This is a genomic window from Colwellia sp. 1_MG-2023, assembly GCF_030546755.1.
In the GTDB taxonomy this organism is placed as follows: domain Bacteria; phylum Pseudomonadota; class Gammaproteobacteria; order Enterobacterales; family Alteromonadaceae; genus Thalassotalea_H.
Genome location: NZ_JAUOPE010000002.1, coordinates 330,841 through 345,464 on the forward strand (window position 1 = coordinate 330,841; position 14,624 = coordinate 345,464).

General features: G+C 37.7%; 13 protein-coding genes. 4 read left to right on the plus strand and 9 right to left on the minus strand.

Features of this window, described 5'->3' with window-relative positions; genetic code table 11:
* Position 1: 1 nt before the first annotated feature.
* Positions 2–850, minus strand: coding sequence for a 16S rRNA (cytidine(1402)-2'-O)-methyltransferase (gene rsmI / locus Q4493_RS03615; RefSeq protein ID WP_303449473.1), 849 nt, complete (start codon positions 848–850; stop codon positions 2–4).
* Between the two features lie 76 nt (positions 851–926).
* On the opposite strand from rsmI, the gene Q4493_RS03620 reads away from it, so the two are divergent.
* From Q4493_RS03620 to dolP, 4 genes are read left to right on the plus strand one after another with little or no spacing between them, the layout of a single operon-like run.
* The gene (locus tag Q4493_RS03620) at positions 927–2,780 is read left to right on the plus strand and encodes a penicillin-binding protein activator (RefSeq protein ID WP_303449474.1); all 1,854 of its coding nucleotides are present in this window, start codon (positions 927–929) and stop codon (positions 2,778–2,780) included.
* The gene (locus tag Q4493_RS03625) at positions 2,758–3,168 is read left to right on the plus strand and encodes a YraN family protein (RefSeq protein WP_303449476.1); all 411 of its coding nucleotides are present in this window, start codon (positions 2,758–2,760) and stop codon (positions 3,166–3,168) included. Before Q4493_RS03620 ends, Q4493_RS03625 begins: the two co-directional genes overlap by 23 nt.
* 52 nt (positions 3,169–3,220) lie before the next feature.
* Positions 3,221–3,808 (plus strand): phosphoheptose isomerase, encoded by a 588-nt coding sequence (locus Q4493_RS03630; protein ID WP_303449478.1) that lies wholly within the window; start codon positions 3,221–3,223, stop codon positions 3,806–3,808.
* A gap of 5 nt (positions 3,809–3,813) precedes the next feature.
* A complete protein-coding gene (gene dolP, locus Q4493_RS03635; RefSeq protein ID WP_303449479.1) occupies positions 3,814–4,386 on the plus strand; it encodes a division/outer membrane stress-associated lipid-binding lipoprotein in 573 nt (190 codons plus the stop codon).
* A 121-nt stretch (positions 4,387–4,507) separates the two neighbouring features.
* On the opposite strand, the gene Q4493_RS03640 is transcribed toward dolP, so the two are convergent.
* The 8 genes from Q4493_RS03640 to hrpB all read right to left on the minus strand — a co-directional run bounded on the left by Q4493_RS03640 (position 4,508) and on the right by hrpB (position 14,542).
* Positions 4,508–4,951 (minus strand): ClpXP protease specificity-enhancing factor, encoded by a 444-nt coding sequence (locus tag Q4493_RS03640; RefSeq protein ID WP_303449481.1) that lies wholly within the window; start codon positions 4,949–4,951, stop codon positions 4,508–4,510.
* Between the two features lie 17 nt (positions 4,952–4,968).
* Positions 4,969–5,610, minus strand: coding sequence for a stringent starvation protein SspA (sspA, locus tag Q4493_RS03645; protein ID WP_303449482.1), 642 nt, complete (start codon positions 5,608–5,610; stop codon positions 4,969–4,971).
* 80 nt (positions 5,611–5,690) lie between these two features.
* Positions 5,691–6,389 (minus strand): cytochrome c1, encoded by a 699-nt coding sequence (locus Q4493_RS03650; protein WP_303449484.1) that lies wholly within the window; start codon positions 6,387–6,389, stop codon positions 5,691–5,693.
* Positions 6,389–7,654 carry a cytochrome bc complex cytochrome b subunit gene (locus Q4493_RS03655; RefSeq protein WP_303449486.1) on the minus strand — a complete coding sequence of 422 codons (1,266 nt, stop codon included), beginning with the start codon at positions 7,652–7,654 and terminating at the stop codon, positions 6,389–6,391. The genes Q4493_RS03650 and Q4493_RS03655 overlap by 1 nt, the downstream gene beginning before the upstream one ends.
* On the minus strand, positions 7,654–8,244 hold the full coding sequence (gene petA / locus Q4493_RS03660; RefSeq protein WP_303449487.1) for a ubiquinol-cytochrome c reductase iron-sulfur subunit: 591 nt from the start codon (positions 8,242–8,244) through the stop codon (positions 7,654–7,656). Before petA ends, Q4493_RS03655 begins: the two co-directional genes overlap by 1 nt.
* Positions 8,245–8,512: 268 nt before the next feature.
* On the minus strand, positions 8,513–10,843 hold the full coding sequence (gene mrcB / locus Q4493_RS03665) for a penicillin-binding protein 1B (RefSeq protein WP_303449489.1): 2,331 nt from the start codon (positions 10,841–10,843) through the stop codon (positions 8,513–8,515).
* Between the two features lie 10 nt (positions 10,844–10,853).
* Positions 10,854–11,921: a CNNM domain-containing protein gene (locus Q4493_RS03670; protein ID WP_303449490.1), complete on the minus strand. Its 1,068-nt coding sequence runs from the start codon at positions 11,919–11,921 to the stop codon at positions 10,854–10,856.
* A 47-nt stretch (positions 11,922–11,968) separates the two neighbouring features.
* Positions 11,969–14,542, minus strand: a complete 2,574-nt coding sequence (hrpB, locus tag Q4493_RS03675) for an ATP-dependent helicase HrpB (protein ID WP_303449491.1) — start codon at positions 14,540–14,542, stop codon at positions 11,969–11,971.
* Between the last annotated feature and the right edge of the window lie 82 nt (positions 14,543–14,624).

Below are 14,624 nucleotides of genomic sequence, written 5' to 3' on the forward strand. Positions count from 1 at the left end.
ATTATTTTAACGATAAAGCTATATCATAAAGGGCATTTTTCTTGACGCCATGAATTTCAGCGGCAATGGCACATGCTCTTTTAGGCTTCATCTCTGTTAATAATAATTTTAACGTCGCGATAGCTTGTGGAGATATTTCATTAACATCGGCTTTATAACCTTCAATAATTAATACCATTTCCCCTTTTAATTGATTAGAGTCTTGCTCTAACCAAGCAAGTAAATTTTCTGCCATGTCAGAATATATAGTTTCAAAGGTTTTAGTGAGTTCTCTTGCAATAACAACATAACGTTCTCCTCCTAAGGTTTCGACAATATCCTTAACAGTATCAATCGCTCTGCGTGGTGCGTCATAAAAAACCATGGTTCTCGCTTCATGCTCTAGCGATTGTAACACGGCTTTTCTTGCACCAGATTTAGCCGGTAAAAAGCCTTCAAAACTAAATCTGTCAGTTGGTAAACCGGCAACCGACAAGGCTGAAATAGCAGCACAAGCGCCTGGTACTGGCGACACCTTTATCCCTAAACTACGACAATATCTAACAAGGTGAAATCCTGGGTCACTAATTAAAGGTGTACCAGCATCAGATACTAAAGCAATATTTTTACCTGCTTGTAATAAGCTAGCAACATACTCTTGTTTTTGTCTCTCATTATGATCGTGCAGTGATAAGGTTTTATTGGAAATAGAAAAAGCAGACAATAATTTTTTGGTATGTCGGGTATCTTCACAGGCAATGATATCGACACTTGCGAGAGTATCTAACGCCCGCTGACTGATATCGGCTAAATTACCTATCGGAGTAGCAACAATATATAAGGTACCTAAAATTTCTGCTTTATCTGTCATTTATCTATACTTGTGTTGAGCCAATCGAAGATGACGTTTATTATACAGTAACTAGATACATTACGGGCTTTTCTTTGTGAACAAAAATTTAATATCACAACACACTTTTTCCCTGTTGATCACCATGTTGTTAGCAAGTGTTTTATTTAGCTGTTCGACCCCAAAAGTCAGTCAAAAAAAAGCAAAACAACCAGATAGTACCATTGCTGTTGATATAGATGCAGCAATTAGCGCCGATGAATATTTAAACCAAGCGGCAAATGCTGAACCTCACCAGGCGATTAATTTAATTATTTCAGCAAGCCAAAAGTTTATTGATGAAAATAATTTAGCGAAAGCTTTATGGCTTAGCGAACAAACGCTACCACTTGCCGAAGATCAATTACAACGAGATCAACTTGTATTAATTAAAGCCCAAGGTTTATTACAAATTGGGAATATAGAACTCGCTTTGAAAACGCTTCAACAAATTAAAGCGGCGGATTTGCTTTCTCCCCCTCTTCAATTTCAATATTATCAAACACTCGCAGAGGTTCAACACCAACGTGGCTTGAACTTAGCAGCAGTGGATGCACGTTTAAGAGCGTTTGAATTAAATCCCAACACCACTAAAATTGATGTTGACACGCTTTGGCTGACGTTAAATCAATTATCTCAATGGGAAATTGAACAACTGGTTTCAAACAAGCCTCCACAGATACAAGGCTGGCAACAGTTATTAAATTTTGCTCATCGATTTGGTTATGATTCCAGTAGTTTTCAACGCTATTTATCACAATGGCAAAGAGAGTTTTCACAACATCCTGCTAACCTTTTAATTCCACAATTGATGAATGAAGAGGTAACTTTTGTTCAAAATCAGCAAAATATCGCTATTATACTGCCGTTATCTGGCAGACAAAAAGCGGCGGGTGAATCTTCACAACAAGGTATATTGTCAGCATATAATAATGCCGAGAACAAAAAACTCCATTTTATTGACTCCAATAAAGTGGATATGACAACGCTTAGTCAAACCTTTACCGAATTAGGTATTAATTATGTTATTGGGCCATTATTAAAAGAAAATGTTGATCAATACCTCGCTCAAACTGCACTTACGCTACCAACACTTTTATTAAATTCGCCAACAAGAGAAACTTTAAAAGAACAACATATCGTACTTTCAATGAACCCTGCTGATGAAGCAATTCAAGCAGCCACAACATTAAGTCAAAGAAACTTTCGTCATCCCATTATATTTAGCCAGAAAGATAATGTCAGTAAACGCATTGCTGAAACTTTCGCATCGCAATGGCATAAAATTACCGGAAAAACACCGGAGACAGTTTATATAAATGGTGGCGCAACCATGCAAAATGAGCTCAAAGACAGCTTAGGTGTGTCGGCAAGCCAAGCGCGTATAAATAATATTGATAAGCGAATTCGACAAAAAATTAAAACCGAAGCGAGAAATAGACGTGACTTAGATATGATTTATGTAGTGGGTTCTCCTAATGAAACTCGTTTATTAAAACCTTATATTGATGTCAATATCAGTCCTTTTTCTAATCAAATTCCTATCTTTGCAAGTTCGCGTAGTCACAGCGATAACGCCGATAAAAGTGATAGTCGTGACCTAACAGGTTTAGAGTTTACTGAAATGCCATGGATTCTACCCAGTAAACAGCAGAATCAACCGTTAAAACAATTGATAGAAACAATTTGGCCAAACAGAAGTGACAGCTTACAACGAATTTTTGCGATGGGTTACGACAGCTTATCGCTTATTGATAAATTTCATATGTTTAAACTATATCCCTATATCAGGCACTATGGTCAAACAGGCATCCTAAAACTGAACAATAATACGGTATTAACGAGAAGTTTATTATGGGGTCGTTACCAAAAGGATAAGGTACAAGAAGTTGCTATGGCACAAACTGAATAAATTCGCGCAAACTACTGAGACAACTAAACGCTCGACTAAAACCCTAGGCGATTCTTGGGAGCTATATGCCGAGCATTATTTAATAGACAATGGTTTGTCATTATTAACAAAAAACTTTCATAGTCGCCAAGGTGAAATAGACTTGATCATGAAAGACGACGATTGTCTTGTATTTGTTGAAGTAAAATATCGTAAAAATAATCATTTTGGTGGCGCTATTTCTGCCGTTACCCAGCAAAAACAACAAAAAATTATCAAAACAGCAATATTTTACTTACAACAGCAAAACTTAAATGAATATAATACCGCCTGTCGATTTGATATTGTCGCTATTGAAGGCGATACCAACAATCCAACGATTCACTGGCTAAAAAATGCTTTTAGCTAAAGTCTATTATAGAATTAAACACCCAGCATAATTTATGGAGCAAAGTTCATTTATGTTAGAACGAATTAAAAGCAATTTTACTGAAAGCATTCAAACTAAAATTGCCGCTAGCGAGGCCCTTGCCAGTCCAATTGAACAAGCTGGTATGGTGATGGTACAAAGCCTACTTGCAGGACATAAAATTTTAGCATGTGGAAATGGCGGCTCTGCTGGCGATGCTCAGCATTTTTCTGCTGAGTTATTAAATCGTTATGAAACAGAACGTCCTCCCTTACCCGCAATCGCATTAACAACAGATAGCTCAACACTAACTTCAATAGGTAACGATTATCACTTTGACGAAGTTTTTTCAAAACAAGTACGTGCTTTGGGTAATAACGGTGATGTGTTATTAGCGATCTCAACCAGTGGTAACTCACGTAATGTCATTAAAGCCATTGAAGCAGCAGTTGCTCGTGATATGCCGATAATTGCTCTTACTGGTAAAGATGGCGGTGATATTGCAGGTTTGTTAGGTGAAGGAGATGTTGAAATTCGTGTCCCCTCTTCACGAACTGCCCGAATTCAAGAAGTACACTTAGTGGTTATTCATTGCCTATGTGACATTATTGATACCACACTTTTCCCACAAGAAGAATAAATAGCATGAAATTAACACAATTTATTTTTATCGCTTCTACAGCCGCAATTTTACAAGGTTGTGTTGCCGCAGCCGTTGTTGGAGTGATCGGCGGGGCAACCGTTGTTAACGATAATCGCAGTTTTGGTAATCAAGTAGACGATCAAAAAATTGAACTTGTCGCACATAATAACTTAGCGAAAGTTAACGGACTTTCGGATAACACTAATCTACAAGTGATTAGTGTGAACGGTAAAGTATTAGTCGTTGGTCAAGCTCCGAATAGCTATTTAAAAGATTTGGCGATTAAAACCATTAACCAAGTCGATGGTATTGAACATATTTATGACCAAATACGCATCGGTAATACGGTCTCTGTTACCACGAAAAGTAATGACATTTGGTTAACTTCAAAAGTGAAAACTGCCTTATTTGGTAGTGACAGACTTGACGCTACAAATATTAAAGTGGTTACCGAAAACGGCGAAGTATTTTTAATGGGCTTAATTAAAAACAGTGAAGCAAATGCAGCTGTTGAAGTGGCTCGTAATATTAGTGGTGTGAATAAAGTCTTTAAGATGTTTGAATATTTAGATTGAGTTCGCACTTCAGCTTAGTGATTAAGTTGATCATTATTCATGATGAAAACCGACGAAGTAAAATCCACCTAATACAAAATCCACCTAATACAAAATCCACCTAATACCTAGGTGGATTTTTTTATTTGACGACTTTTAAACTTGCTCGCCCTTTGCCATTACTTTTCGGCTTTTCACTTGTGGAATCACTTGGATCTGAAGCAACCGTTGATAACGTTGCAGGGCTTGTTTCTTCAGGTAATTCTTCAATATCTGGGTGTTCAATTGCTAAAGAGGTACCTGCACCATTTTCTTTCGCATAGATTGCAGCAACGGCACCATACGGCACAACGATATTTTCTAATTTGCCACCAAACCGAGCACTGAATTCTATTTGCTCTCCAGCCATGGAAATAGCACCAATCGCTGATGAAGAAATATTTAAAGTGATTTGACCATCACTGACATACGACATAGGCACTAAAACGCCATATACGCTCACATCAACAACAATATAAGGAGTGAGTTGATTATCTGAAATCCAGTCATAAAAAGCCCTAACAATGTAGGGCTTTGATGAAGTCATTGAGTCAGACATCAAGACTAAACCGGATTTCCAAAACGTAATTCACGTTCTGCTTCAGTTAAAGAGGCTTGGAAAGACTCACGTTCAAATAATTTAAGCATATAAGTTTTTAGCTCTTTAGAGCCTTGGCCATCTAGTTCAATACCTAGTACAGGTAAACGCCATAATAGCGGTGCTAAATAACAATCCACTAAACTAAACTCTTCACTCATAAAGTAAGGCGCTTCATTTAAAATAGGCGCAACACTTAATAAGCTTTCTTTTAATTCTTGTCTTGCTTTATCAGCTTCATCTGCCGGACCATTTAAAATGATCTTAGCTAAGCTATACCAATCTTGCTCAACACGATGCATCATTAAACGACTACGACCACGTGATACAGGATAAACAGGCATCAATGGCGGATGAGGAAAACGCTCATCCAAATATTCAATAATAATTGATGCTTCATATAGTGCTAATTCACGATCAATTAATGTTGGTACTGTTCCATAAGGATTTAAATCAATTAAATCTTCTGGCAAATTCGCCATATCAACCAAGTGAATATCTACACCAACGCCTTTTTCCGCCAACACTATACGTGTTTGGTGGCTATACATATCATCTGCATGTGAATATAAATTCATCACTGAGCGTTTGTTTGCAGCTACGGCCATTTTGCCTCCAAAATTCTACTATTAAAAAATTAACAATGGGGGCAAATGCCCCCAGAAAAAATTACGACACTAATTTTAACTTAGTGTACATCTCTCCAATATTCTTTTTTCAGTAAATAAGAAAGAATAAATAAGATCAATAAGAAACCAATAACCCAGTAACCTAATGCTTTACGTTCAAGCTTATTTGGCTCACCGACATATTCAAGGAAGTTAACAAGGTCACGTACAAAAGCGTCATATTCTTCAGCCGTCATACTACCGCCTTTCGCTGAAGATAATTCGCCATGCTCATCTATTGTTCTTACCCCTTGAAGGTCTTGTAATACATGCGGCATACCTACATCTTTGAAGACTTTATTATTTACACCAAAAGGACGTTTACTATCTTCGTAAAACGTACGTAAATAAGTATAAATATAATCAGGACTTCTAAAACGTGCTTCTAAGGTTAAATCTGGTGGCGCAGTACCAAACCATGCTGCAGCTTCTTTCTTTGGCATAGTATTAGTAATATGATCACCAGGTTTTTCTCCTGTTGGCATCCATTTTTCAACACCTTCTTTTTCATCGATACCTAAATCGGCAAAAGTACGGTTGTAACGTTGATATTGTAGCTGGTGACAGCCTAAACAATAATTTAAGTAAGACTCAAAACCACGCTTTAGTGATTCTTTATCAGATAAATCATTATTTGCTTTGCCCAAAGCCATGCTAGGACCAGCAGCAGAAGCCATTAAAGGAACTAAAGCTAAAATTGTTATAAGTAACTTTTTCATTATCCTGAAACCCTCTCTGGTACTGGCTTAGTTTTTTCATTTTTACTATAGAACCAAAGCGCTACGAAAAATCCAAAATATCCAAATGTAGCAACTCGACCAATTAAATTAGCTAAATCAGTTGCCGGCATAGTACCTAAAATACCTAACACGATAAAACAAATAGCAAACTGAGTTAGGTTTAAGAAATGTGTTCTACTACGGAATTTAAGTGCTTTAACCACGCCGCGATCAAACCATGGTAAAGCGAATAACATACCGATAGCCGCGAACATAGTGATCATCCCTAATAATTTATCCGGAATAACACGTAAAATGGTAAAGAATGGTCCAAAATACCATACAGGTACAATATGCTCAGGCGTTTTCAAACCGTTCGCAGGTTCAAAGTTTGGCGCCTCAATAAAGTAACCGCCACCCTCTGGAGCAAAAAACATCACCCAGCAGAATAAAATTAAGAAACCAACCACACCCATAATATCTTTTACTGAATAATACGGATGGAACGGTATAGCATCGACAATATCGTACTTATCTGAATAATGCTTATGGAACTTAAACTTACTTAATTCTTCAGGTTTAACACTACCTTTTGGCTTTTTAATATCTGTCCCTTCAGGGTTATTAGAGCCTACTTCATGCAAGGCTAAAATATGTAAAAATACTAAGACAACCAAGACTAATGGTAACGCCACAACGTGTAAGGCAAAGAAACGATTAAGTGTAGCACCAGAGATAACGTAGTCACCTTTAATCCAAATCGTTAATTCTTCACCAATAACGGGGATAGCACCAAAGAGCGAGATAATAACTTGTGCTCCCCAATAACTCATATTACCCCAAGGTAATAAGTACCCCATAAAGGCTTCAGCCATTAATACTAAGAAGATTAACATGCCGAAAATCCACAATAATTCACGTGGTTTTTGGTAAGAGCCGTACATCATACCGCGGAACATATGCATATAAACAACAATAAAGAATGCCGAAGCACCTGTTGAATGCATATAACGTAGCAACCAACCATAATCAACATCACGCATGATGTATTCAATTGAAGCAAATGCCCCTTCCCCTGAAGGTTCATAGTTCATGGTCAACCAGATACCCGTTAAAATTTGGTTCACTAAAACCAACATAGCTAACGAGCCAAAGAAATACCAAAAGTTAAAGTTTTTAGGTGCTGGATATTGGGCTAAATGCTTATTCCAACAATCTGTCACCGGTAAACGCTTGTCAATCCAAGCCATAAAATTTGCAAACATTACGCTTCTCCTTGACCAACACCAATTAAGACGGTGGTTTCAGTTGGGAATGAATGCTCTGGTACTACTAAGTTAGTAGGAGCAGGAACACCTTGGAATACACGGCCAGCCATATCAAACTTAGAACCATGACATGGACAGAAGAAACCGTCTTTCACGCCTTCAACTTGCTCTTCAAAATTACCCTGATGATACGTAGGAGCACAACCTAAGTGCGTACAAACACCTAATGCCACCATATATTCAGGTTTGATAGAACGATATGCATTGGCTGCATATTCAGGCTGTTGAGGTTCAGCAGATTGTGGATCACGTAACTGATCTTCATGATTAGCTAAAGCTTTTAACGTTTCTTCAGTACGACGTATCACATAGACAGGTTTACCGCGCCATTCTGCACGAATTAATTGACCAGGCTGTAATTTACCTACATTGATTTCAACTGGAGCACCGGCAGCTTTCGCACGCGCACTTGGGTTCCAGGATCCAATGAAAGGCACTGCCACACCGACAACACCAACACCACCAACTACCGAAGTAGCCGCAGTTAAAAAGCGTCGACGGCCGTTATTCACGGGCGTATTGCTCATCCAACATCTCCAATTATTATTCTATTTAAACAAGTTTGATTTTTATGATTACTACATCAGTGCCGAACACTCACCGATACTTTTTGTTCAAATGAAACTAACGACAAAAAATTTTTCTGATCATAAAGAAAAGCCCTATTTTTTACAAGGTAAATAAGGCAGTTACCCTAGCAAATAACTATTTTTTTTGAAGATGTTGTGTTCTTAAGGTATTAAATACAAATGATTGTTATTTACTACGAGGTTTTCATCATATTTAGCAGATAATTTATCCGCCAAATAGCTTTTCAAACCAAGTTAACTCTTTAGCTTGTTCATTTTTTTTCTGCTTACATGAATCGTTTAATATTAAGCCATCATAAATAACCGGATAAACAATTGAATTGTTACAAGCACCTGATAACGCTTGTCCGGTTTCTTGGTCAAATGGCACAAGTTTAATACCGGTAGGTTCGATCGCTGTTTTATCTGTTACTCCAATTTTCTTTATGTATTCGGCAAATAAAGTCAGTGCGCCACTACTACCAGTAAAATCGGTCGCTTTATTATCATCTCGTCCCAACCACGTTGTGACCATATGTTTACCATCATATCCAACAAACCAACTATCTCGTTGGTCATTAGTGGTTCCCGTTTTACCAGCAACCACTTTATTTTTGAGTCGCCAGGTTAATGATTTTGCGGTGCCCTGTTGTGTCACTTGCGTTAACATATAATCGGTTAAATAACTGGCTTGCGCAGAAAAATACGGCGTTTCTTCAACGATATGTTGATAAATAGTTTCCCCTTGCGCAGAAATCACCGACTCAACCACATGGCTTTGCACATGATTTCCTTGGTTAGCGATAGGTAAATAAAACTGATTTACTTGATAAGGCGACATATTTATCGACCCTAGTAATAACGATGGTCTTAGGGTGATATCATCGTTATATCCCAATAAATGAATAATATCAGCAACATTATCTAGGCCTAATGCCATCCCCAAATTAATCGTAGGTATATTTAATGATTTTACTAAACTCGTAAAAATAGAGGCTTGCCCTCGGTATTCACCATCATAATTTTTAGGACGCCATATTTCACCGTCGTTTAAATCAAAACTTAGCGCTTTGTCATCAAGTAATGTCCCTAATTGATATTGTTGATAACGCTCTAATGCAGCGAGATAAATTGCCGGTTTAATTAAAGATCCTATGGGACGTTTGGCATTAAGCGCACGGTTAAAACCGGCATAACCACTTTTTTTATCTCCAACGAGTGCTTTAATTTCTCCGCTATCAATGTCGGTTAAAATCATCGCGACTTGTAGATCATGTTCATTTTTTTTCGCCAACTCAATAAGTTGTTTATTAACCGTTTTTTCTAAATCAATTTGTTCAGACACTGAAAAAGTGGTGAAAACTCGTATTCCAGACTGTTGCAAAGCCGGTGAAAGTAGATCAGATAATTCTTTTTTAACTAATTGTAAGTAAGCAGGAAATTTCTGTTTTGTCGGCGCTAATCGACGAGACTTTCTAATATCAAGGGGGGTTTTTAACGCTAATAAATAGTCGTCTTTGGAGATGTATTCTTCGTTAAACATCAATTTAAGTACTAAATCTCGACGCTTTTTAGTGCGTTCAGGGTAGCGCCAAGGATCATAATAACTCGGTCCTTTGATCACCCCAATCAACGTCGCCATTTGTGCATTACTTAGTTGTGCAATGTTTTCACCAAAATAAAACTCAGCAGCTAAGCCAAAGCCATAAATACCATTGGCAAAATGTTGCCCTAAATACACTTCATTAATATAGGCTTCGAGTAATTGATCTTTACTGTATCGATACTCTAACAACAACGACATAATGGCTTCATTTACTTTGCGCCATAAGGTTTTATCGCGTGTTAGGTACATATTTTTAACTAACTGCTGCGTTAAAGTGCTACCACCTTGAACTGTTCTACCTGCTTTTAGGTTGTTATAAAGTGCCCGCAAAATACCTAATGGAGAAATGCCCGCATGAAAATAAAAATCTCTGTCTTCGACGATTAATAACGTATCGAGTAATTTTTCAGGCACCGACTGCAAAGGGATCAACACGCGATCCTCTTTATTTTCTGGAATAATTCGCCCCATTAAGTAAGGCTCAATTTCCACATAATCAGTCACTTGGTTATCAAGATATAATTGACTTACTACGGGAGTTTGGCCTTTTGATTTAACATCAATGGTGACGATATCAGGTGCTTCAACACCTGCGCCAAAATCAAAAGCACGGCGATAAATAATGATACGTTTTTTAGAAATGGCAAAATCGCCAGGTTGTTTAACGGCGCTAGTACGACGATATCCGGTGAGTAACAAGTTATCTTTCAGTCGAGATAAATTAATTTCATCGCCTATATGAAAGCGTTCCACTTTACCAAACACTTGGACAGGCACTTGCCAACGTTGCCCTTCAAACTTTTCGACCACTTTGGCATCAAGGTACAAAGTATAAAATGCTAATAAGATCAATAAAATGAAAGAGAGTTTCGCGAACAATACCAGCACCTTTTTTAATTTTGACACTGGTTTTGTATTATCGTCTGCAGATGCTTGTTGTTTTTCTGACACTAATGCCTCGTTATTCTTTTTCTGATGAATGCTCTTCAGACACTTTTACATTGTTAGATTTTAAACGCTGTCTAAATTGTGCTTTTGCCAATTTTTGCATATCAACGACCTGGTCACTTTCATCAACAATTTCACGTCCAAGTAGGGTTTCTATGGCATCTTCAAGTGTCACTAGTCCAGCCGTTTGACCAAATTGGTCTTCAACAAGAAAAATATGATCATTACGTTTAATGAATAAATCGAGTAATAATAACACGGGTAAATTCTCTGAAACCCGATGAATTGGCAACATAATCGTTTGTAAGGATTGCTCCCCTTTTCCTTGCAATTCGATTTGAAATAAATGGGCTTTTAACACGACACCAACAATATTATCAACGGTCTGATCAAAAACAGGAATGCGAGTAAAGTTAGCGGTTTTTTCAGCTGCTAACGCATCAGACACTGATGTTTGTTGATCAAGCGCATGCACGACACTTCGGGGCGTTAAAATATTAACAACTTTCAACTCCCTTAAGGTTAAAATATTTTCAACTAGTTGATTTTCTTGGTGATATAAAGAACCATCTTTATGACCTAAAGCAGCAAAAGCTCTAATTTCATCACGACTAACAACATCAGATTTACCATTATTAAACAAGCGAGTGACCAACGAAGAGAACCATACCAACGGATAAACGACTTTCACTAAAAAGCTGATGATATAAGCAGAAGGAATAGCTAATTTACGCCAGAATTTAGCACCAATAGTTTTAGGAATGATTTCAGATAAATATAAAATAGCTAAAGTTAATAAAAAGGCAATTAAGGTTTCTTTTTCTTCGCCAAACACTCGGATAGCTTGCGCACCAACGCCGGCAGCTCCCATAGTGTGTGCAAAAGTGTTTAAAATCAAAATACTTGAAATAGACTTATCAATATTTTTTTTAACCGTTTTGAGAACCTTCCCTCCCAATGGTCGCTGTTTTATTGTTTTTTCAACAAAACTCGGCGTAACCGATAATAATACCGCTTCTAAAATAGAACATAAAAATGAGACACCAATGGCAATCGCTAAATAGGTGATAAGTAAAGTCATAAAATTTTTATACGTTAACTAAGTAAAAAAAAACATTGTAAACCACGTTAAGGCGCTTTCATATGCCTTTTAGTTTTGTTTGTTGGTTGAGCGCTAGCAGGATCATCCGGCCAGTAATGTTTAGGGTATTGAGCCTTCATGTCTTTTTGTACCGCTTTATAACTGCCTTGCCAAAATCCTGCTATATCAGCAGTCACTTGAATGGGCCTTTGTGCAGGCGAAAGCAATTCAAAAGTTAAATTTACTTTGGAGTTATTTCCGCCTACCGTTGGCGAAATTTTTAAACCATAAATCTCTTGCATAGGTAAAGAAACAATTGGTGCTTGATCAAGGCTATAGCGAATCGCACATTTTCTTCCGGTTGGGCCAATATAATAATTCGGGGCATCTTTTTTCAATTGTTGCTGTTGTTGATAATCGAGTAGGGTTAATAACATTTCTGAGACGTTCAGTTTTGCTATTTGGGCACGTGTTGTAACGTTAGTCACAAATGGTTGTAGCCATAGCGAAGCATTCTTTATAAGTGACTGCTCACTTACATCAGGTAAATTCTTTTCACTGGACGTTGAATTAAGCCATTGCCAGCGTAACAATAAGCTTTTATCTTCCTTTTGCCAATTTAGCAACGACAGGCCATTTTTTTGTAATTGCGCATGCCATAATGCAAAAATTTTCTCTTCATTGATAAGCGATTTATTGGGTTTTTCTTCCAGTAAAATGGCACCTATTTTCTTTTGATTTACGGCCAAAATACGCCCTGACGTTTCATCAAAAGAGAGGTGCTCGTGTAAATTGATTTTTACTAAAGACCATGCCTGCAATTGCTTTATATCAACAATAGCCGCTATACGTACTTGCAGTTGTTGTTGATATTGAGTGACATGAGCAGCCACCAAGTATTCTTCATTATTTAATGCATCGGCAAATGCTAATGTAATGCCTTTACCATTACTGGCTAAGTAATCACCGTTTTGGTTTCTTCTTTTTAATAACCTTTCTGGATAAGCTAAATAAACGAGTACGCCGAGCTTATCAATTGGCATGCTATCAAGCATTATATTATCAACCGAGCGATATACTATTTGCTTAGAACTGCCCGTTAACCCCTGAATTTTTTCAGCCAGTTTCTTGGCTTGTTGCATAATTTGTCGAGCTTTAAAGTTTTGAGCCTTCGAGAGAATAAAGCGTACCCGTTGCACAATATCGCTATTGTCTCGCGCTTGTTCTATTGAAAAAACATCTCGTTCTTCCAAAAGTGCCGCAACAATACAGGCAAGAAAAGCCAGCCCTTGGCAGTGATATTGTTTTTCAAACGATGTTGCTTGAATAATCATATGCGCAAAACGTGCATGACAAGGTAATTTAACCACCTGCTGGCCATGACTGGTTAATTGCCTTTTATCATTAACAACCTCGATATCTTGCAATGTTTGCCATGCTTGCTCCTCAATAGCCGCATTGGGCAAATCTAAAAATGGCATATCCGCTAATCGGCTCACTTGCCAACGCGCTGCTTCAATCACAACAGGTAAAATATCTGCTTGATGAATAGCAAGACCATTTTGCATTGCTCGCCGATGAAATTCTTCTTCGTTATATAATCGAATACAATGCCCTTTAGACATTCGCCCTGCTCTGCCCATTCGTTGTATAGCAGAAGATTTAGCGATATTTCGTTGCATTAATTTATTCGTTAATGTGCTTTCATCATAAATGGCGACTTTTTCAAGTCCTGAATCAATAACAATATTAATACCTTCTATGGTTAAACTTGTTTCAGCAATATTGGTTGTTAAGACAATTTTCCTTTCATTGGCTTTGCATGGTTTAATCGCTTGCTGCTGTTCAACAAGGCTGAGATCACCATAAAGTGGACAAATTATTACCTCTTTATTCACGATATTCTCTAGTGCCGAGGCAAGGAAACGAATATCAGCACTACCCGGTAAGAAAACTAACATGGAGCCAACATGCGTTTTCAGTGTTTGCTGGATCACGGCAACTATTTGCTCTCGCCAAGCGTGATTATGTTTAATGGGTTGATATTCAAGCGTGACAGGAAAGCTTCGACCTTGGGTATGTAAACAAACCGCATCAGGTAAAGCATGGGCTAATTCATCACTGGCTAAAGTAGCCGACATCAACAATAAGGTTAAATCTTCTCGCAAACCTTGTTGAATATCACGAGCAAGAGCAAATGCTAAATCCGCTTGTAGTGATCGTTCATGAAATTCATCAAAAATCACTAATGAGGTGTGAGATAGTTCGGGATCTGCTTGCATAATTTGCACGAAAACGCCTTCAGTGACCACTTCTAAACGAGTATTCTCTGAAACTTTACTTTCGTTGCGAAGTCGATAACCGACACGTTGGCCAACAGTTTCTCCTAATTGACTAGCCAAATAAGTCGCTATATTTTTAGCCGCAACACGTCTTGGTTGTAATAAATATATTTTATTTTGGCTGCGATTTGGAACATAAGCTTGCTCTTCTAATAACCACAATGGCAGTCGAGTCGATTTTCCCGCCCCAGGTTCGGCGGATAAAATCAAGGTTCGATGTAATTTCAAACAGCGAAGAAATTCAACATTGAGGCTATCAATAGGTAAAGGCGTTTGCATGTAAATTAACTTTAAGTTTTCAATGGCATTATTTTAAGTGTTTAAAATAGAAGTACCATACATTTAACCAACAATGAACGCC